General features: G+C 66.8%; 14 protein-coding genes. 5 read left to right on the plus strand and 9 right to left on the minus strand.

The window, feature by feature from the left end:
* Positions 1–32 precede the first annotated feature (32 nt).
* The 4 genes from fghA to AC3A6M_RS04880 form a co-directional block, all read right to left on the minus strand.
* A complete protein-coding gene (fghA, locus tag AC3A6M_RS04865; protein WP_487851596.1) occupies positions 33–890 on the minus strand; it encodes an S-formylglutathione hydrolase in 858 nt (285 codons plus the stop codon).
* Between the two features lie 69 nt (positions 891–959).
* Entirely contained in the window at positions 960–1,547 is a 588-nt protein-coding gene (locus AC3A6M_RS04870; protein WP_487851597.1) for a chromate transporter, read from the minus strand.
* Entirely contained in the window at positions 1,544–2,137 is a 594-nt protein-coding gene (locus AC3A6M_RS04875; protein ID WP_487851598.1) for a chromate transporter, read from the minus strand. The genes AC3A6M_RS04870 and AC3A6M_RS04875 overlap by 4 nt, the downstream gene beginning before the upstream one ends.
* 48 nt (positions 2,138–2,185) lie before the next feature.
* Positions 2,186–2,362: a hypothetical protein gene (locus AC3A6M_RS04880; protein WP_487851599.1), complete on the minus strand. Its 177-nt coding sequence runs from the start codon at positions 2,360–2,362 to the stop codon at positions 2,186–2,188.
* Positions 2,363–2,536: 174 nt separating this feature from the next.
* On the opposite strand from AC3A6M_RS04880, the gene AC3A6M_RS04885 reads away from it, so the two are divergent.
* Both AC3A6M_RS04885 and AC3A6M_RS04890 read left to right on the plus strand, forming a co-directional pair.
* A complete protein-coding gene (locus AC3A6M_RS04885) occupies positions 2,537–2,737 on the plus strand; it encodes a hypothetical protein (RefSeq protein WP_487851600.1) in 201 nt (66 codons plus the stop codon).
* 289 nt (positions 2,738–3,026) lie between these two features.
* Positions 3,027–5,120 (plus strand): ATP-dependent helicase, encoded by a 2,094-nt coding sequence (locus AC3A6M_RS04890; RefSeq protein WP_487851601.1) that lies wholly within the window; start codon positions 3,027–3,029, stop codon positions 5,118–5,120.
* A gap of 406 nt (positions 5,121–5,526) precedes the next feature.
* Here AC3A6M_RS04890 and AC3A6M_RS04895 read toward each other — a convergent pair whose 3' ends face one another.
* Both AC3A6M_RS04895 and AC3A6M_RS04900 read right to left on the minus strand, forming a co-directional pair.
* Positions 5,527–6,351 carry an SIR2 family NAD-dependent protein deacylase gene (locus AC3A6M_RS04895; protein ID WP_487851602.1) on the minus strand — a complete coding sequence of 275 codons (825 nt, stop codon included), beginning with the start codon at positions 6,349–6,351 and terminating at the stop codon, positions 5,527–5,529.
* Positions 6,332–6,979: a phosphohydrolase gene (locus AC3A6M_RS04900; RefSeq protein ID WP_487851603.1), complete on the minus strand. Its 648-nt coding sequence runs from the start codon at positions 6,977–6,979 to the stop codon at positions 6,332–6,334. The genes AC3A6M_RS04895 and AC3A6M_RS04900 overlap by 20 nt, the downstream gene beginning before the upstream one ends.
* Positions 6,980–7,086: 107 nt before the next feature.
* Between AC3A6M_RS04900 and glpD the strand changes: the two genes are divergently transcribed.
* On the plus strand, positions 7,087–8,685 hold the full coding sequence (gene glpD / locus AC3A6M_RS04905) for a glycerol-3-phosphate dehydrogenase (RefSeq protein WP_487851604.1): 1,599 nt from the start codon (positions 7,087–7,089) through the stop codon (positions 8,683–8,685).
* A gap of 16 nt (positions 8,686–8,701) precedes the next feature.
* On the opposite strand, the gene AC3A6M_RS04910 is transcribed toward glpD, so the two are convergent.
* Together AC3A6M_RS04910 and AC3A6M_RS04915 are read right to left on the minus strand one after the other, a co-directional pair.
* Entirely contained in the window at positions 8,702–11,371 is a 2,670-nt protein-coding gene (locus tag AC3A6M_RS04910) for a M1 family metallopeptidase (protein ID WP_487851605.1), read from the minus strand.
* A gap of 193 nt (positions 11,372–11,564) precedes the next feature.
* The gene (locus AC3A6M_RS04915; RefSeq protein WP_487851606.1) at positions 11,565–12,635 is read right to left on the minus strand and encodes a response regulator transcription factor; all 1,071 of its coding nucleotides are present in this window, start codon (positions 12,633–12,635) and stop codon (positions 11,565–11,567) included.
* 419 nt (positions 12,636–13,054) lie between these two features.
* Between AC3A6M_RS04915 and AC3A6M_RS04920 the strand changes: the two genes are divergently transcribed.
* Positions 13,055–16,828: a DUF5801 repeats-in-toxin domain-containing protein gene (locus tag AC3A6M_RS04920; protein WP_487851607.1), complete on the plus strand. Its 3,774-nt coding sequence runs from the start codon at positions 13,055–13,057 to the stop codon at positions 16,826–16,828.
* A 242-nt stretch (positions 16,829–17,070) separates the two neighbouring features.
* Positions 17,071–17,694 (plus strand): glutathione S-transferase family protein, encoded by a 624-nt coding sequence (locus AC3A6M_RS04925; RefSeq protein ID WP_487851608.1) that lies wholly within the window; start codon positions 17,071–17,073, stop codon positions 17,692–17,694.
* A 115-nt stretch (positions 17,695–17,809) separates the two neighbouring features.
* On the opposite strand, the gene AC3A6M_RS04930 is transcribed toward AC3A6M_RS04925, so the two are convergent.
* Positions 17,810–18,664, minus strand: coding sequence for a CheR family methyltransferase (locus AC3A6M_RS04930; protein ID WP_487851609.1), 855 nt, complete (start codon positions 18,662–18,664; stop codon positions 17,810–17,812).

The following is an 18,664-nucleotide window of genomic DNA, read 5'->3' on the forward strand; positions in this document are numbered from 1 at the left end:
AGCGAACGGGCGCGTGGCGGGAATTCCGGACGTCAGGACAGGGTCTGGCGGTGGAAGCGCAGGTGGTCTTCGACGAAGGTCGAGATGAAGTAATAGCCGTGGTCGTAGCCGGGGTGGCGGCGCAGTTCGAGCGGCTGGCCGGCGGCGCGGCAGGCGTCCTCGAAGGCGTCGGGATACAGCTGCTCGGCGAGGAATTTGTCGGCTAGGCCCTGGTCGACCAGGATGCCTTTCGGGAACAGGGCGCGGCCGGCGTCCTTCACCAGCTCGGTTGCGTCGTGCCCGCGCCAGGCCGACTGGTCGGCGCCGAGGTAGCCGCCGAAGGCTTTCCGGCCCCACGGGCAGCGCATCGGCGCGGCGATCGGCGCGAACGCCGACACCGAACGGAACAGGTCCGGGTTGCGCAGCGCCAGGATCAGCGCGCCATGCCCGCCCATCGAATGGCCGAAGATGCCGACCCGCTGCGGATCGGCCGGCAGCGCGGCCGGCGCCAGCGCGCGCAGCTCGAGGATGTAGCTGTACATGCGGTAGTGGCGGGACCAGGGTTCCTCGGTGGCGTCGACGTAGAAGCCGGCGCCCGCGCCGAAGTCCCAGCTGTCCGTCTCGCCGGGTACGCCGGCGCCGCGCGGGCTGGTGTCGGGCGCGACCAGGATCAGGCCCAGTTCGGCGGCGACGCGCTGGGCGCCGGCCTTGATCATGAAGGTCTCTTCGGTGCAGGTCAGGCCGGCCAGGTAGAACAGGACCGGCAGCCGCTTGCCCTCGAAGCCGGGCGGCAGGTAGACGGAAAAGCGCATCGGCAGGCCGATCGCGCTGGAGGCATGCTGGTAGAAACGCTGCACGCCGCCGAAACAGGCATGTTCGCTGAGCAGGTCAAGCTGGGCAGGATCGGTCATCGTCGTTCCATCGGTAGGTGAGCAATAACGCAAGTATGCCTGTTGCGCGGCTGCCGTGCAGGGGCGCGCCTACACCAGTCCGAACGCGCCCAGCAGGGCGCCGGCGGCCAGCACCCACAGCAGGTGCAGGCGGGTGCGCCAGATCACCAGCCCGGCGCCGACCGCCAGCAGCACCAGCCGCCAGTTGGCCTCGCCCACCGAGCTGCCGAGGATCCAGGCGGTCGACAGCAGCAGGGCGATCACCACCGGCGCCATGCCCTGCTTGAAGGCGCGCACGGCGCGCAGCTCGCGGTTGCGGTGGCCCCAGCGCGCGGCCGAATAGGTGATGATGGTCGAGGGCGTCATGATGCCGACCATGGTCACCAGCACCCCGAACAGCGCCGCGCCGACGCTGCCGGCGTTCATGCCGACGTGCCAGCCCATCAGGGCCACGAACAGCACGTTGGGGCCGGGCGCGGCCTGGGCCAGGGCGATCGCGGCGTTGAACTGTTCCTGGGTCAGCCAGTGGTGCTGCTCGACCAGGAAGCGGTGCATCTCGGACGAGGTCGAGATCGCGCCGCCGATCGACATCATCGACAGCAGCAGGAAGTGGCCGAAGAGGTTCAGCCAGTCGGACCAGGCCAGCGCCAGGTGCAGGGTGTCGGGCGCCGCGCTCATGCTTCCAGCCTGCGCCAGGTGAGGACGCAGGCGAGGCCGCCCAGGCCGGCCAGCACATAGATCAGCGGACATTTCAGCAGCGCCACCAGTACGAAGCCGAGGGCCGCGATGGCCACGCCCCAGGCGGTCGGCAGCGGACTGCGCTTCAGGGCCGCGCCCAGCTTCAGGCCGACGGCGCCGATCAGGCCGGCCGAGACGGCGGCCATGCCGCGCAGCGCGCCGGCGACCTGCGGGCTGTCGGCGAAGCGGTCGTGCAGCACCGCCAGTCCCAGCACCAGCACCAGCGGCACGGCCAGCAGCCCGCCGAGCGCGGCCATGGCGCCGGGCAGGCCGAAATAGCGGCCGCCGATCATCAGCGACAGGTTGACCACGTTCGGGCCCGGCATGATCTGGGCCACGGCCCAGTCTTCGATGAATTCTTCCTGGGTCAGCCAGCGTTTGCGCTCGACCATCTCGCGCTGGACGACGGCGAGCACGCCGCCGAAGCCCTGCAGGGCCAGCAGCGTGAAGGAGAGGAAGAGATCGGTCAGGGACTGCGGACGGGGAGGGGAGGCGAGCTCCCCGGCAAGCGGGTGGGGCGAGGTGGTCATGCCTTGATTATCTCGCCGCCGCTCCCGTCCTGTCCATATTGACAGCGCTCAGCCGCCGCCGATGCCGCGCATCACGCGGCCCGTGCCTTCGCATTCCGGGCAAGTCTTGCCGTCGGCCAGCTTGCCGCTGCCGCCGCAGGTCTCGCACAGGTCCTCGCCCGCGCCCGGGGTGCCCGGTTCGGCCTCGTCGCCCGGCTTCAGGTCGGGATCGGGAGTCATGGTCATGGGGTCCTCGCTGGTGATGGATGACGAGGCCATTCTAGGCGCGGCGGCGCGGGCGCGGCGCACGCGGAAGCACGGCTTGGCCTATGTAACTAAGATATTTCCTCTTGACTTAGACGCGTACTCGGAGATACTGCATCTGCGGCGCCCGGCCGCGACCGACACACTGGAGCCCCGATGGATCAACCTTTCCGCTGCCAGCGCAGCGACGCGGAGCGCCGCGCTATCGTCGACCTCGGCGTCGCCCTGCAGGAGCGCGACGGCACCATCCCGGCGCTCGAATTCCTGCACGCGCGGAACATCGCCGCCGCCGTCATCCAGCGGGTACTGGGCGAGCCGGAACGCCGGCGTGCGCCTGCCGCCTCGGCGCTTTCCTGAGCGTAGTGGTTATACACAAAAATTTCTGCGCTGCATCTTGCAAAAATATTTGAATCGTGCGCCACTTGACTTCGTAAGCCATTGATTTTTCGTGCTTCACAAGCTGCACGCGCAATGGGCAAGTTGTTGGAAGCCGCATCATTCCTTGCTTCCCGCATGTCAAGGGGGTGCTTTTCCACATGGTTATACACAGATTTTGTGGATATCTGTATAGCAACGGTTACACATGCCTCTTGCCTAAGGCCACTGGATAAATGTACAGTTCTGACATCTCCAGAACCGCCGCATCATGCCCGATACCGCCGCCCCCAGCGTTGCCGATCCCGCGCTCAACGATCCCTACGCCTCCCTGAATCCCGAACAACGCGCGGCGGTCGAACATGACGTCGGCGAGCCGACCTCGCGGCCGCTGCTGGTCGTCGCCGGCGCCGGCTCGGGCAAGACGAATACGCTGGCGCACCGCGTCGCGCGCCTGATCGAGTCCGGGGCCGATCCGCAGCGGATCCTGCTGCTGACGTTTTCGCGGCGCGCCGCCAGCGAGATGGTGCAGCGCGCCGGCGGCGTCCTGCAGCGCATCCTCAAGACCTCCAGCCAGGCCGTGGCCGGACTGCCCTGGGCCGGCACCTTCCACAGCATCGGCGCGCGCCTGCTGCGCGAGTATGCGGGACGGATCGGCCTGGAAGCTTCGTTCACCATCCACGACCGCGGCGATTCGGAAGACCTGATGGGCATGGTGCGCCAGGATATCGGGCTCACTGGAGGCCAGAAGCGCTTCCCGCTGAAGGGCACCTGCCTGGCGATCTATTCGCGCGTGGTCAACAGCCGCGACTCCCTCGGCGAGGTGCTGCAGTCGACCTTCCCCTGGTGCAGCGAATGGGAAGAAGAGCTCAAGCGCCTGTTCGGGGCCTATGTCGACGCCAAGCAGGAGCAGAACGTGCTCGACTACGACGACCTGCTGCTGTTCTGGGCCGAGATGGCGTCCGATCCCGAGCTGGGGCCGGAGCTGGGCGCGCTGTTCGACCACGTGCTGGTCGACGAGTACCAGGACACCAACCGCCTGCAGGCCGCCATCATCCAGGGCATGAAGCCGGACGGGCGGGGCGTGATGGTGGTCGGCGACGACGCGCAGAGCATCTATTCCTTCCGCGGCGCGACGGTGCGCAACATCCTCGACTTCCCGCAGGCTTTTTCGCAGCCGGCCCGCGTCATTACGCTGGACCGCAATTACCGCTCCACCCAGCCGATCCTGGACGCTTCGAACGCGGTGATCGCCGCCGCGCTGGAACGCCACGCCAAGACGCTGTGGACCGACAAGGTGTCTACCGCGAAGCCGCAACTGGTGCTGATTCCGGACGAGGCCGAGCAGGCGCGCTGGGTCTGCAACCGCGTGCTGGAGCAGCGGGAAAGCGGCACCAGGCTGACCCAGCAGGCGGTGCTGTTCCGCGCCGCCAGCCACAGCGCCGCGCTGGAACTGGAACTGGTGCGCCGGAACATCCCCTTCGTGAAGTTCGGCGGCCTGAAGTTCCTGGAAGCGGCGCACATCAAGGACGTGCTGGCGGTGCTGCGCTTCGCCCAGAACCCGAGCGGGCGCCTGGCGGCTTTTCGCGTCGTCCAGCTGATCCCCGGCATCGGCCCGGCCACCGCGGCGCGCCTGCTGGATGCGATGGCGGAAGCCCCTGAGCCGCTGGCGGCGGCGGAAGCCTTCGAGGCGCCCGCGCGCGCCCAGGGCGACTGGGAACCCTTCGTCGCGCTGTTCCGCCAGCTGCGCACGCCCGGGCTGCGCTGGCCGATGGATATCGAACTGGTGCGCAACTGGTACCTGCCGCACCTGGAGCGCCTGTACGACGACGCCCCGGTGCGCGCGGCCGACCTGGAGCAGCTGGTGGCGCTGGCCGGCGGCTACGGCTCGCGCGAGAATTTCCTGACCGAGCTGACCCTGGATCCGCCGGAAGCGACCAGCGACCGCGCCGGCCCGCCGCTGCTGGACGAGGACTATTTGATCCTGTCGACCATCCACTCGGCCAAGGGCCAGGAGTGGAAGTCGGTGCACGTGCTGAACGTGGTGGACGGCTGCATCCCGTCCGACATGGCGACCGGCAGTCTCGATGACATCGAGGAAGAGCGGCGCCTGCTGTACGTGGCGATGACGCGCGCCAGGGAGCAACTGCACCTGGTGGTGCCGAACCGCTTCTTCATCAAGCAGCAGGCGCAGATGGGCGACCGCCACGTCTATGCCCAGCGTACCCGGTTCATCAGTCCGGCCATGCTCAAGCATTACGAAGAATGCGCGTGGGTGAACGCGGACACGCCGCACGGCCGCAAGCCGATGCCGGATGCGGTGCGCATGCTGGTGCGCGAGCGCTCGCGCAATCGCTGGAAATGAGCCCGGATGAGGCCCGGAAATGGGTCTGGGGAAGGGAGGCAGCGTGAGTTATCCCCCGTGTCCTACCCTTGTAGGAATTTGCCGCACTGTCGCGTTTCGCACAAAACGAGGGCACGGGCAAGTCCTTGATTCTTAAGGCTTTAAAATTTGCCTCTTGAACGGGCAATTTGTTGAAACCCGCATCGATACTGCGCTTGCGACTTGTCAAGAGGGGCTTGTCCACACAGTTATCCACATTTCCTGTGGATATGAAAATAAAAGCTGAGGAATCAAGGATTTAGCCGCTGATGTTGAGAAATGTCTTAGCATTTTCGTAAGGCCAACTCTCTTCCTGGGCTATTGGTTTGCACCAATTTATTGCTGATAGAAAATTTCATCAAAGCTGACTTGATGAAATAATATTTCGTTATAGCAAGGCTTCACGCAGGCGCCGCAGTGCGTCCAGCGCACCCGCCGCAATGCCGACATCGCCCGACGATGGCACCTGCGGCTCGCGCGGGTTGATGCGGATCAGCGGCGCGGCCTGCGCCTCGCAGGTCCGGCGCACCGAGGGCACGTCCGACCCCGCCCCGAGTTCGATCACGACCAGGCGCCGCGGCCGCACGCTCCAGGCGTCGAAGCGGTCGTACTGGGCGGCGGTGCGCCCGTCCAGCCAGCGCCCATCGTCGAACATCAGCACGTTCGGCCGCGCCAGGGCGCCGCAATGCGGGCAGGCCGGCAGCGGCGGGCGCATCAGGCAGTCGGCCGGGTCGACCTCGGGCCGGACCGCATCGGCCGGCCAGATCGCATCCACGCAGGGCCGGCTGCATTGCAGGTGGTGGATCGAGCCATGGCATTCGACCACCCGGTCGGCGTCGAAACCGGCGCGCTGGAACTGGCCGTCGACGTTGCTGGTGAAGACGAAGGCGCCGTGTTCGAGCCGCCCGCCGAGTTCGCGCAGGATGGCGAAGCCTTCGTGCGGGACGGTATCCCGGTACAGCGCCAGCCGGTGTCCGTAGAAACCCCAGGCCAGTTCGGGATGGCGCGCGAAGCTGCGCGGGTTCGCGATCTCGACGAAGCGGATGCCGAGCCTGGCCAGAGGCGGGTAGGCGCGCCAGAAGCCGTGGTCGCCGCGGAAGTCGGGCAGGCCGGAATCGACGCCGATGCCGGCGCCGGCGCCGACCAGGAGGGCGTCGGCATCCCGCAGCAGGGCGGCGGCGCGGGCGATCGCGCTATCGAGGTGCTCGCCCATGGGCTTCTCCGGCATCGATGCGGCGCCGCAGGTGATCGAGTTCGACCAGGAAGCGCTCGGCCGCGACGGTCGGCGCCCATGGCTCCCACGGCCGGCAGCGGTAGCGCGCCGCCAGCGGATCTTCTTCCAGCACGGCGGCGCGGATCCGCAGCGTGTTGCGCACTTCCTCTTCCTTCCAGCCGACCACGTGCACGGCCTCGCTGGCGGCGGCCAGGCGGTCGGCCTGCTTGTGCCTGGCATGCTCGGTCGGGGTCCAGGCCGGCAGGCCGTAGCGCAGGAACACCACCTGTTCGAGACGCTGGGTCAGGGCCTTGAACCCCTCGCCGAGGAAGGGTTTCAGGGGCGAGACGGCATCGAAGCCCAGCAGGCCCTCCTCGGCGTCGTGCAGCAGTTCGCGCAGTTCGACGACCGGGTCCAGCACCGCCTGCGAGGCGGCGCGGCGCAGCAGCATCACGCTGATGGAATGCTGGGCCACCGACAGCGGCAGCGGCCAGGCCGAGTGGCCGCCCCAGCGGTAAGTGCGGGCCAGGCCGAGGGCCAGGTCGGCATCGTCCCAGTCGAAAGGGGTAGGATTGAGCAGGTCGAGGCGCTTGCCGGATGGCATGCGAACCCAGGCGCGATTGGTCATGGACGGATTCTACATTGTCCACATTGATATGGCCGAACACCCGCTGCCGGGCCGGCACCTACACTCGAAAGCTGCGTTGGCTGGCGCAACATGCGAACGGAGGAAAAATGGGCGAACAATCACGCGGTGCGGCTGACCGGCGCATCGATTGCGACGTGCTGGTGGTGGGGGGAGGCATCAACGGCGCCGGCATCGCGCGCGACGCCAGCGGGCGCGGCCTGCGCGTGGTGCTGTGCGAAAAGGACGACCTGGCGCAGCACACGTCATCGGCGTCGAGCAAGCTGATCCACGGCGGACTGCGCTATCTCGAGCAGTACCGCTTCGGCCTGGTGCGCAAGGCCCTGGCCGAGCGCGAAGTGCTGCTGAAGAGCGGCCCGCACATCATGCGCCCCCTGCGTTTCGTGATGCCGCAGGCCGCCGACGCCTCAGGCACCGGCCAGCGCCCGGCCTGGCTGGTCCGCGCCGGCCTGTTCCTCTACGATCACCTGGCGCGGCGCGACTTCCTGCCCGCATCGCGAGCCATGGACCTGCGCGGCCACCCCTGCGGCGCGCCGCTGCAGCCGCGCTTTTCGCGCGCCTTCGCCTATTCCGATGCCTGTGTCGACGATGCCCGCCTGGTGGTGCTGGCCGCCGTCGATGCGCGCGACCGCGGCGCCGCCGTGCTGACCCGCACCCGCTGTGCCGGCCTGGTGCGCGAGGCGCAGCGCTGGATCGCCACCTTGCAGGGGCCGGACGGCGAGCTGCGAGTCCATGCGCGCTGCCTGGTGAATGCCGCCGGCCCGTGGGCGGCCGGCTTCCTCGGCCTGGCGACGGCGCCATCCGGCAGCGGCGGCGCGCGTCCGCTGCGCCTGGTGAAGGGCAGCCACATCGTGGTGCCGCGGCTGTTCGAACACGACTGCGCCTATCTGCTGCAGCAGCCGGACGGACGGGTCGTGTTCGCGATACCCTACGAAGGCGTGTTCACCCTGGTCGGCACCACCGACGTCGACTACCGGGGCGAGCTGGACCACGTCGCCATCGGCGAGGACGAGACGGCCTACCTGTGCGAGGCGGTGAACCGGGTTTTCATCCGCCACATCGCGCCGGGCGACGTGGTGTGGAGCTATGCCGGCGTGCGGCCCCTGGTCGGGGAGGAAGGACGGAGCGCCTCCAGCGCGAGCCGCGATTACCGGCTGGAGACGAATCTCGACGGCGCGCCGCTGCTGTCGGTCTTCGGCGGCAAGGTCACGACCTTCCGCAAACTGGCCGAGCAGGCGGTGGACTGGGTCGCGCCCGTGCTGGGGCGGCGGGTGCCCGGCTGGACCGACCGCGCCTGCCTGCCCGGCGGCGACCTGTTCGGACGCCAGCCCGGCGCCCGCGCGGTGCTGGAATTCGAGGCCTGGACCCGCACCCGCCAGCAGCAATATGCCTGGCTGCCGCCCGAACTGGTGGCCCGCTATGCGCGCGCCTACGGCACCCGGCTCGGCGCCATGCTGGGACATTGCCGCTGCCGCGCCGACCTCGGCGAGGAGATCGTGCCGGGCCTGTTCGAGGTGGAGGCGGACTGGCTGGTGCGGCAGGAATGGGCGCAGACGGCGGACGACATCCTGTGGCGCCGCACCAAGCTGGGGCTGCATGTTCCGCCGGGCAGCGCGCGCCGGCTGGACGCGTGGCTGGCGGCGCGGCGCGGCGTCGCTGCGCCGGCCGCCTCGCGCGTGCTGGATTGAACGCCCCGCCTTTACATCAGCTGCCGTTCTGCTTCAGCCAGGCATCGATCTCCGGCAGCCGCGCCGCATTGGTCCTGATGCGGTCCTGGATCGCCGCAATCGCCGCATCGACGTCGCCGCGCGAGGTCGGCGCCAGGTTGGCCTGGGCGTAGCCCTTCAGCTTGTCGATCATCGCCGGGTTCGCGGATGGCTGGCCGAGGCGCGCGAAATAACGGCTGCGCGAGCTGGCGTCGACCCGTTGGTTGATCTTTTCCACGTTGGCCAGCGCGAAGTCGACCGCCATGTCCGGGTAGCGCTGGGCCACCGCCGAGATCATCGCGGCGCTGTTGGTGACGCCCGGTTCATCGGTCAGCGCCAGTTGCAGGGCGCGTTCGGCGAGGGCGCGGTCGCGGCTGGTGGCCAGCAGCGCGTACAGGCGGTCGCGCAGCAGCGGGTTGGTCTCGGCGCGTGCGCGCGTGCGCAGGTTCTCCCAGGTGGCGGCGTCGGCATGCTGGGCGACCACCGACAGCACGGTCTTGCGCAGCGGGCCCGGCACCGCGGCCGGATCCTTGTCCATCGCGGCGTAGCGGCGGCGCGCCTCGGCGACCACGTTGGCGTCGCCCAGCTCGCTCAAGGTGTCGATCAGCCGTTCGCGCAGGTTGGCGACGGCGGACGGTTCGCCGGCACGCGTTTCCCAGCCGGTCTGCGCCATCACGGGCGCCAGGCGCGAGATCGCGAAGGCGTCGAAGGCACGCTGGCGCGCCTTGCCGTCGTCCTTCGATCCCTCATAGCGCCAGTGCAGGACCTCGAACAGGCCGGCGATGCGGCTCCAGACCTGCGGGTCGGCGCCGACCGGGGTGGCCTTGACCAGCTCCAGCGCGCTCGATGCCGGCTGCAGGCCGGCCAGGCCCAGCGCCGAGCTGTCCGACAGCAGGCCGAGCTGGTCGATCGGCGCCAGGCTGGCGAAGGATTGCGCCAGCTGGGTGAATTCCTTCGGCGCGTACAGGGTCCGGTAATAGCCGCTCTGGCCGGCGTTGACGACCACCGCGCCGCAGCCCGGCACCGTGACGACGCCTTTGCCGCCGGCGACCAGGGCGGTGGCCTGTTTCGCATTCCCCGCGACTTGGGCGATCACCGGCACGCGCCAGGCCAGCGGCTTCTTGTCCGGCCGGTCGCGCGAGAACTCTTCCTGCGCCAGCGGGACGCTGGTGCTGCCATTGCGGCACACCGGCTCGCCCACGCGGATCAGCGGCACGCCCGGCTGCAGCGTGAAGTCGTGGGCGATCGCCGTGACCGGCTTGCCCGCCGCCTTCTCGATCTGCTTCCACAGGTCGTCGGACACGGTATTGCCGTAGGCGTGGGCCTTCATGTAGCTGCGCACGCCGCTGCGCCAGGCGTTCTCGCCCACGTAGGCCTCGAGCATGCGGATCACCGCTTCGCCCTTCTGGTAGGTGATCTCGTCGAAGGCCTGGTTGGCCTGCTCGACGGTCTCGATGTGCTGGACCACCGGGTGGGTGGTGGCCACCGAGTCGCGGTGCATGGCGCCGTCGCGGCTGCCGACCGCGCCCAGGCGGGTATTCCATTCCGGATGCAGGCGCGCCGTCATGCGGCTTTCCATCCACGAGGCGAAGCCTTCGTTGAGCCAGAGGTCGTCCCACCAGCGCATCGTGACCAGGTCGCCGAACCACTGGTGCGCCATCTCGTGGGCCGCGGTGGCGAAGATCTCCTGGCGGTCGTGCTGGGTCGAGCTGGCCGGGTCGAACAGCAGCGCGTACTCGAAGGTGAAGATCGCTCCCCAGTTCTCCATCGCGCCGAAGAACTGGCTGCGGCCGGCGCCGGCGATGTTGTCGAGCTTGGGCAGCGGATAGCGCACGCCGAAGTAGTCGTTGTACTCGCGCAGGATGTCCTTCGAGGAGTCGAGGGCGAACCTGGCCTGGTCGATGGCGCCGCGGCGCGTGACCACGCCGATCTCGGTACCCTCGGCCTTGACGGTGGCGCGCTCGAAGTCGCCCAGCGCGAAGAACAGCAGGTAGGTCGACATCTTCGGCGACTTCGCGAACGTCACGCGCTGGCGGCCGTCCGGCAGGGTGGTGGTGCTGGCGGCCGGCATGTTACTGACCGCCATCTGGCCGGCCGGGATGGTCGCTTCCAGCGAGAAGGTCGCCTTGTAGGCCGGTTCGTCCCAGGACGGGATCATGCGGCGCGCGTCCGAGTTCTCGAACTGGGTGTAGAGGGCGCGCTGCTGCCTGCCGTCCTTGGCCGGATAGTCGAGCGAGAACAGGCCCACGGCCTGGGTCCCGATGATGCCCTTGTAGTCGAGGGCGAGGCGGTAGAGGCCGGGCGCGAGCGGGCGCTCGAAGGCGAAGGTCGCGGTCTGTGCCGCGGCATCGACGCTGACCTTCGCGGCCTGCGCGGCGCCGCCGGCGGCCGGGGACAGGCTCGCGCTGTCGAACGTCAGGTCGGCGGCGTTCAGGGTGATGCTGCTGGTGGCCTTGGTGACGTTGACGGTGATGGTGGCCCTGGCCGCGAAGCGCCCGCCGGCGGCGTCCGGCGTCAGCGCGATCTCGTAGTGGCTGGGGATCACCCCGCGCGGCAGCTGGGTGGTCGCCTCCATGGCCGGCGCGGCCTTCGGTGCGGCGGCCGCGTGGTGGAGGGGCAGGGCGGAAAACGCGAGGGCGACGGCGGCGGCGATCAGGCTGCGGTGCATGTGATACCTATTGTATATATGTATGTCGAACTTGCGGGGCTGGCGGCAAGGGCAGTTCTCGAATCTACGGGGAAAGATGCACGCCTGTCAATCGGGCGCTTGTGCGGGCAGGCGCCGGTGCAGGAGCAGCGGCGTGAAGGCGGCGGACCGGCGCGGCCGCGTCGACCCCAATGGTGACCGATGCACTCGCTCGCTAATTCGGCAGCTCCACCGACGCTGCTTCGGTTTGCGACATCAGGTAGTTGGCCAGCGCGGCTTTGTCGTGCAGATTGAGTTTGGCATACACGTGGGTTAACTGCGTCCGCACGGTATTGGGTGAAATGCCGAGTTCGCGCGCCACTTCCTTGTGACTCAATCCCGCTGCGAAGCGCCGCGCCACCAGGATTTCGCGCGGAGTGATTGCCCTGCACGCTACGGTCGGACGCGCCAGGCACACCAGGCTCGACCCGGGCGCCATGACGATATCGATATGTTTCCCCCTGAATGCACGTGTCTGGAGCAACTGCTCCCGCACTCGCCTGACCCCGCCCAGCATATCGCTGTCCGGCCATTCGAAGCGCAGCAGCTGCATGAACCGCATATCGGCATATGCTAGGTCCCCGCAACTATTTAATAGCGCGGTGGCGCAGCGTGGCGGTGCCGGATTGCGCAGCGACAGGGCGCGCGCATCGCATATGGATGTCGCCTGGGACAGGTGGGGCCATAAATTGATCAGCAATTCCTGCTGGGCCGAAGTAAATGCCGAGTCGGCGTCCCTGAATAACATGATCCATCGCGTCGGGGCTTCGGGACATGGGGGATCGCCAAACGCCATTAGCTGCCGCAAACGATATTGATGTGCAAAAGAATCCAGCGCCGCCAGATTCCGGTGCCGGTAATAGCAATCCAGGTCCGCCTGTAAAGGGCGATCCAGGCCGGCCAGCAAGGAGAGCATGACCGGGTCGCTCGATAAAAGGGGCAGGTAGTCATCCAGGAAAGACCGCGGGCGGCCATCGATAAACGCACTGATAATGCGCATGCCCGGAATCGAATCGAATTGGCTCGCTCCGAGAACAACACCATCAAAATCAAAACTGTCGTGTAGCAGGCGTATCGTTGCGGCTTGGAATTCGAGCATCGATCCCTTGGTCGACTCGAGGTATATGGCGAGCAGGGCGCGCGAAAACAGGTGCATAAGTTCCTCCATGCTCATGCGATCCTCCACGTTCATGCGGACAACTTGACGATTGCCCACCACGCAGCCTTGCCGGTGCATATCAGTCATGTGCTCTGTTTTAAGTAGTAATTATCCTACACGGATTCGATCGCTTCGCGTGATTGGAAAAAGTAACGGAACAGAAAAAATTAAATACTAATAGAAAAGAAAATTTCAATTCCTCTTTAAAAATCGGCGCGGAATCATTCCCGTCAGAATTAATGATAATTGCTGCAGGAATTGTCGAAACATGATCGATGATTCAATGACTACGATGGCCTCAGCCAGCAGGCGGTATCACCCATTTGCGGTATTACAATCGGCCGGCCTTAAGACTAGGCTCGATGGGTAGTAGATTGATATCGACGACGCAAGGTGTGCGCTCAATGCATTCCTTCAAATGTTTTTTAAGAAAACTGCTTTCCCATCGCTAGTCCGACTTTGCGGTCAGTTTTCGTGACCACGGTCATTTTTCGAGGTAGTCAATCATGAGCACCGTTCTCCAGATCGACGAAACAGCCGGGATTCAATATGTGCAGGGATCGCTCATCACCAATGACGCATTGTTTGGCAGTCTGCCGTCCGAGTTCAATTCCGTTCTCGCGGCAATCACGGCGGCCGGCACCGGAACCGGTCAGACGGCGATCGGCGCCGCAGTCAGCGGCGCGACGGCCGCCAGTCCCACCGGCGCGAACGCACTGTCGTTCGGGCCGAATGTCACCGATGTGGGGTTCGTGCTCACGGGCGGAAATGGCGCCGACAGCTTGCTGACCACGACGGGGGGCAGGAAAATCTTCCTGTACGTTTCTGCGACCGATAACAACATCGTGCTCGCCAGGGAAGGCACATCGACGGGGAGCGCCGATCCGAACGGAAAGCTGGCGTTTGCCGTCTACCTCGATACCGGCACGGCGGCTGCGGGTGACGCCGGCGCCACCGGCGCGAAGGTGTGGGTGGCGCAATACGAGGCGCTGCAACACCCGCTCGGCGGCGATGCCAACCCGAACGACATCGTCTACCTGAGCGGTGTCCTGAATTACCAGGTCAACAGCCTGCAGAGCTTCAGCCTGGCAAACGCGCCCTCGGGGCAGAACTTGTTCCTGATGTTTGGCCATCCGGAAGATGCGGCAACGCCCGGCGACGATGTGGCCCTGGTCGTCACGGCAGCCGACGCCGCCGCTGGCGGCACCGTCAATACCAGCCAGGGCGGCACCGATGCGACGATAGGCACCAACAAGCAAATGATCGATCCGAACCATGGATTGATCTTTACCTTCGTGACCAATTCGAACCCCGCCTACACCGTGCCGAACCTGACCCACGAGGAGGCGACCACGGCGGCCGATATCCAGTTTAAAGGGCTGGCCGCCTCCGGAATGGCATCGTTCGTCGTGTCGCAGACCCAGCCGAACGGCCAGACCAGCACCGTCAAGATCAGCGCCTTCAACACCGCCCTTGAAACCGGTGCCAACTACATTCCCGGCCTGAGTGGCGATGCACGCGTTGCCATCTCGACCGTGACCATCAAGAACGCCGCGGGCACCGTTCTCGAAACCTACGGCATCAGCGGGTCGGGTGCGGTGAACTCCCAGAACCTGAGCATTTCGGTGGACGCCAACGGTGTCGCCACACTCGTCGGGGTCAAGGCCGACTATCACGTCGAATACACGACCTCCGGCATGCACAACCGGGTCGAGATCGACAACGCGGGCACCGGCAGCACGAACAATGCGAAGTTCGACATCGGCGATTTCCAGCTGTCGACGGGCAGCAACAATACGACCCCGCTGGCCGATATCGGTTTCGTCGACGACGCCCCGGTGGCAAGCGCGGTCCTGGGCGCAGGCACGGTCGCGCATGACGAAACGGCGGGCCTTCAGTCCGATGCCAACGATACCAGCAGTGCCACGGTCGCTGCCTTGTTCAGTGGGGTGACCAGCACCAGCACCCAAATGGCGGCCGGTTATGCGCAGGGCACGGCCGCGGTCATCGATGCGAGCGCCAGCCTCGGCGGCGTGGACGGGTTGGCGAGTACCGTCTATTCCCTTGGCGTGTCGGCCGCCGGCGTCGATTCCGGGCTCGACACCACGGGCGGCGCCAGCATCCTCCTGTACAAGGAAGGCGACCTGGTGGTGGGCCGGATCTCCGGCGGCGCCGACAATGGCAAGGCGGCGTTCGCGATCGCGATCAATGCGAGCACCGGCGTGCTGAGCATGGCCCAGTACAACGCCATCAAGCATCCCAGCGGCGGCGCCGCCAACCCTGACGAGTCCCTGTCGATCGCCAGCACCGCGCTGACGGCGACCGTGACCCTCACCGATGGCGACGGCGACATCAGCAAGGCTACGGTGGCGATCGGCGCACAAGTATCGATCCAGGACGACGCCCCGACGGCGAACGCGGCCCTGGGCGCAGGTTCGGTCATCCATGACGAAACGGCGGGCCTCCAGTCCGATGCCAACGACACCAGCAGTGCCACCGTGGCCGCCTTGTTCAGTGGGGTGACCAGCGCCAGCACCCAGATGACGGCCGGCTATGCGCAGGGCACCGCTTCCGCCATCGATTCCAGCCTCAGTGCCGGCGGCGTGGACCGGCTGGCGGGTTCTGCCTACTCCTTGGACGTGACGGCCGCCGGCGTCGATTCCGGGCTCGACACCACGGGCGGCGCCAGCATCCTCCTGTACAAGGAAGGCGACCTGGTGGTGGGCCGGATCTCCGGCGGCGCCGACAATGGCAAGGCGGCGTTCGCGATCGCGATCAATGCGAGCACCGGCGTGCTGAGCATGGCCCAGTACAACGCCATCAAGCATCCCAGCGGCGGCGCCGCCAACCCTGACGAGTCCCTGTCGATCGCCAGCACCGCGCTGACGGCGACCGTGACCGTCACCGATGGCGACGGCGATACGAATGCTGCCTCGGTGGACATCGGTTCCCGCGTCGCTATCCAGGACGACGCGCCGTCGCTGGCTTTCGGCAACGTGATCGGTACCGGAGTCCTCGATCCGCAGTTCGGTTACTGGAGCAATGCCGCCGGGGTGGACAGGCTGGGCGCGGCAGGCCTCGACATCGCGCTCAACGGGTTCTCGCTGGTGCGTCCGGACGGCACCACGGTGGCCGGCGCGGGGGCGACCTTCAGCGAACTGGCCGGTTCGCCTGACGGCAGCGGGAATTACCTGTTCTCGGGCGCGCTGACCGGAGACTTCGATAACAACGCCGCGACCCCGAATACGGTCGAGCACTTCACGCTCACCGCCTATGCCAACGGAAAGTACGCGATCGACCTGGTGGAAGGCTTCATGTCGACCGTGACGGAAAGTACCAGCAACGGCACCCTCGATGCGGGCGGGCCGGACCCGGTTCGTACCCTGACCATCGGCAGCGACAGCGTGGTGTTCTTCGCAGCCAAGCCACTGGCGTCGGCAGCCGACCTGTTGACGGGCGTCGGGCCCGGCGCGCCCGACCCGACCGAGGCGCAACTGCAAACCAGTCCACTGCCATCCTATATCGACGGCACCAAGGCGCTCAACGTCAGCACTTCCGGTATCGGCAACAAGAACAACAACCTGCAGGGCGACGGTACGGCCGCGATATCGGCCAGCGACGAGAGCTTCGTGGCCAATCCAGGCACCCAGTTCACCAGCGCCAAGGTGTTCATCGACAATGCCGTCACCGGCTACAACTACTCGGGCGGCGAACGACTGTACTACCGGGTGTTCTTCGCGGATGGCACGACATCCAACCAGCTACTGGTCAGCCAGGATATCGCCACCACGGGCCACTTGCCGCAATCGTTCACGATCGACGGCGGCGGCAAGCTGATCGACGCCATCCAGCTGACGATGGCTAGCGGCGTGGTGAAGATTCCCGAGATCCAGTTCATCACCCAGATCAACAACCTTGCAAACGGCATCAAGCTCGATTTCACTGCAACCGTCACCGACGGCGACGGCGATACGGCCAGCAGTGCGTTCACGACCAACCTGTCGGCGAACCAGCTGGGAACCTTCGACTATGTACTGAACGGCGTCTCGGGCAAGGCCGATGCCTTCGATATCGACCTGGCCCCCGCCGAGTCCAAGTACCAGGTGAACGGCTTCGAACTCGGCACCGACAAGCTGGTGCTGCTTGGGGCGAACAGCTATACGCTCGACACCAGTACGGCCGACACCAAGGTCGACATACTCGAAAGCGGTGGCCAGCACACCATCGTGACCATAGTCGGGGTGCACATCGCAGCGGGGGATATCGCGACGCTCGTCTGAGCGCGTCGGCGTGTGCCGGCAGCGGGGCGCCACTCCCTGCCGGCACAGGATCAACAGCTACACGCAGAACAGCGTGAACCGCTCCATCGGGTGCAGCTGGATGTGCTCTTGTATGCGGGTGCACGGCTACCTGTTCGCCTTGAAAAATCGCCAGGCTCGCTTCGCGGGGCAGGCGCCGCAGCGGATGCGCTATGATCGCTGGCGGCAGCGCATTCGCCATTACAATAACCCCGAGGAGACCCATGAAACTCTACACCAGCCACCGTACTCCGAACCCGCGCCGGGTGCTCATGTTCATCGCCGAGAAGGGCATCACCGGCATCGAGCTGGTTCCGGTCGACCTGTTCAAGGGGGAACACAGGAGCGAAAGCTTCACGGGCATGAACCCGATGGCCCAGATCCCGGTGCTGGAACTGGACGACGGCCGCCAGCTGTCCGAGACGCGCGCCATCTGCACCTACCTGGAGGGGCTGTACCCGCAGCAGAACCTGATGGGCGAAGGCTTCGAGGAGCGCGCCTTCATCGAGATGGCGGACCGCCGCGCCGAGCTGCAGCTGTTCCTGAAGGCCGCCAACTGCATCCGCCATACCCACCCCGCGCTGGCGCCGCTGGAACAGCCGCAGTTCGCCGACTTCGGCGCGGCCCAGGGCCAGAAGATGCGCGACACGGTGCGCTGGCTGGACGGCGTGCTGGCGCGCCAGGACTACGTGGCCGGCAAGCGCTTCACGATCGCCGACATCACGGCCTTCTGCGCGCTCGAGTTCGCGCGCGGGCTGATGAAGTTCAGGGCGGGGGAGGAGGGGTTCGGTTACGTGCAGGCCTGGCGCGACAGGATTGCGGAGAGGCCGAGCGCGCAGGTGGTCTGACCGGACGCTGCACCGTCGTTCCCGCGCAGGCGGGAACCCAGGTTGCGCGCGCTAATGCAACGCATGCAAACCTGGGCCCCCGCCTCCGCGGGGGCGACTGTTTATAAGCTGGTGCTCACCCCACCCGCTTGTACCAGGGCCGATCCCCCTCGATCGCCTGGTAGGTCCCCGCATACGCATCCGCCACCGACATCTGGTGGTCCAGGCACAGTACCCCGAAACGCGCCAGGCTGTCGTGGAACAGGCGCAGCACGCGCTGGCGCAGCACCGGGCCGAAGTCGCCCAGGGCGTGGCAGCACAGGATGGCCTGGAACTCGTTGAAGGAAGCATCCGTCACCAGGCTGTATTGCGACCAGGTGATGCGGCGCCGCAGGTCGGCGCGCAGGCGGACCTGCCTGCCGTCGGCGCCGTCCTCGATCTCGAAGAAGTCCAGCAGGTCGCCCCGTCCGCCGCTTTCGGCGTGGCGTGCGCGCGCCGCTTCCAGCTCGGCCAGCGGCAAGCGGGCTTCCTGCATGGCCGCCACCAGCTCCTCGTTGGCGAGGGTGGCATGGATGTCGAGCTTGCCCAGCACGTCTTCCTCGGCCAGTACGATGGCCAGGGTCCAGGCTTCGCCGACGCCGGCGCATTCGGCCAGCCACACCCGCGGCACCGGCCAGCCGCGCAGCGACGGCGCCAGCACGCCGCGCAGGCGGGCCGCATGGCCGACGCAGTCGAACAGCGGGGCAGGCGCTGGCGACAGCGCGCGCAGCACCGCCGATGCGGCGCTTGGCCCGTGCAGCGCCTGTTCCTGCAGGCCGGACAGGGTCGATGCGCCGAGTTCGCGCATCGCCCCGGACAGTTTGGCGCGCAGGGCCGCGCGGTCGTAGGCGCGGAAGTCGTAGCCGAAGCGCTGGAAGATCGCTTCCAGCAGCAGCTCCGTTTCCAGTTCCTCGACCGCGAGCCCGGCCGCTAGGCCGGTCCACGCGTTCAT

The sequence above is a fragment of the Telluria sp. Soil_C_11 genome, from assembly GCF_057657395.1.

Excerpts from the sequence above, each read along its gene's own strand:
- fghA (WP_487851596.1), bottom strand. The coding sequence starts at position 890 with ATGACCGATCCTGCCCAGCTTGACCTGCTCAGCGAACATGCCTGTTTC.
- AC3A6M_RS04870 (WP_487851597.1), bottom strand. The coding sequence starts at position 1,547 with ATGAGCGCGGCGCCCGACACCCTGCACCTGGCGCTGGCCTGGTCCGAC.
- AC3A6M_RS04875 (WP_487851598.1), bottom strand. The coding sequence starts at position 2,137 with ATGACCACCTCGCCCCACCCGCTTGCCGGGGAGCTCGCCTCCCCTCCC.
- AC3A6M_RS04880 (WP_487851599.1), bottom strand. The coding sequence starts at position 2,362 with ATGACCATGACTCCCGATCCCGACCTGAAGCCGGGCGACGAGGCCGAA.
- AC3A6M_RS04885 (WP_487851600.1), top strand. The coding sequence starts at position 2,537 with ATGGATCAACCTTTCCGCTGCCAGCGCAGCGACGCGGAGCGCCGCGCT.
- AC3A6M_RS04890 (WP_487851601.1), top strand. The coding sequence starts at position 3,027 with ATGCCCGATACCGCCGCCCCCAGCGTTGCCGATCCCGCGCTCAACGAT.
- AC3A6M_RS04895 (WP_487851602.1), bottom strand. The coding sequence starts at position 6,351 with ATGGGCGAGCACCTCGATAGCGCGATCGCCCGCGCCGCCGCCCTGCTG.
- AC3A6M_RS04900 (WP_487851603.1), bottom strand. The coding sequence starts at position 6,979 with ATGACCAATCGCGCCTGGGTTCGCATGCCATCCGGCAAGCGCCTCGAC.
- glpD (WP_487851604.1), top strand. The coding sequence starts at position 7,087 with ATGGGCGAACAATCACGCGGTGCGGCTGACCGGCGCATCGATTGCGAC.
- AC3A6M_RS04910 (WP_487851605.1), bottom strand. The coding sequence starts at position 11,371 with ATGCACCGCAGCCTGATCGCCGCCGCCGTCGCCCTCGCGTTTTCCGCC.
- AC3A6M_RS04915 (WP_487851606.1), bottom strand. The coding sequence starts at position 12,635 with ATGACTGATATGCACCGGCAAGGCTGCGTGGTGGGCAATCGTCAAGTT.
- AC3A6M_RS04920 (WP_487851607.1), top strand. The coding sequence starts at position 13,055 with ATGAGCACCGTTCTCCAGATCGACGAAACAGCCGGGATTCAATATGTG.
- AC3A6M_RS04925 (WP_487851608.1), top strand. The coding sequence starts at position 17,071 with ATGAAACTCTACACCAGCCACCGTACTCCGAACCCGCGCCGGGTGCTC.
- AC3A6M_RS04930 (WP_487851609.1), bottom strand. The coding sequence starts at position 18,664 with ATGAACGCGTGGACCGGCCTAGCGGCCGGGCTCGCGGTCGAGGAACTG.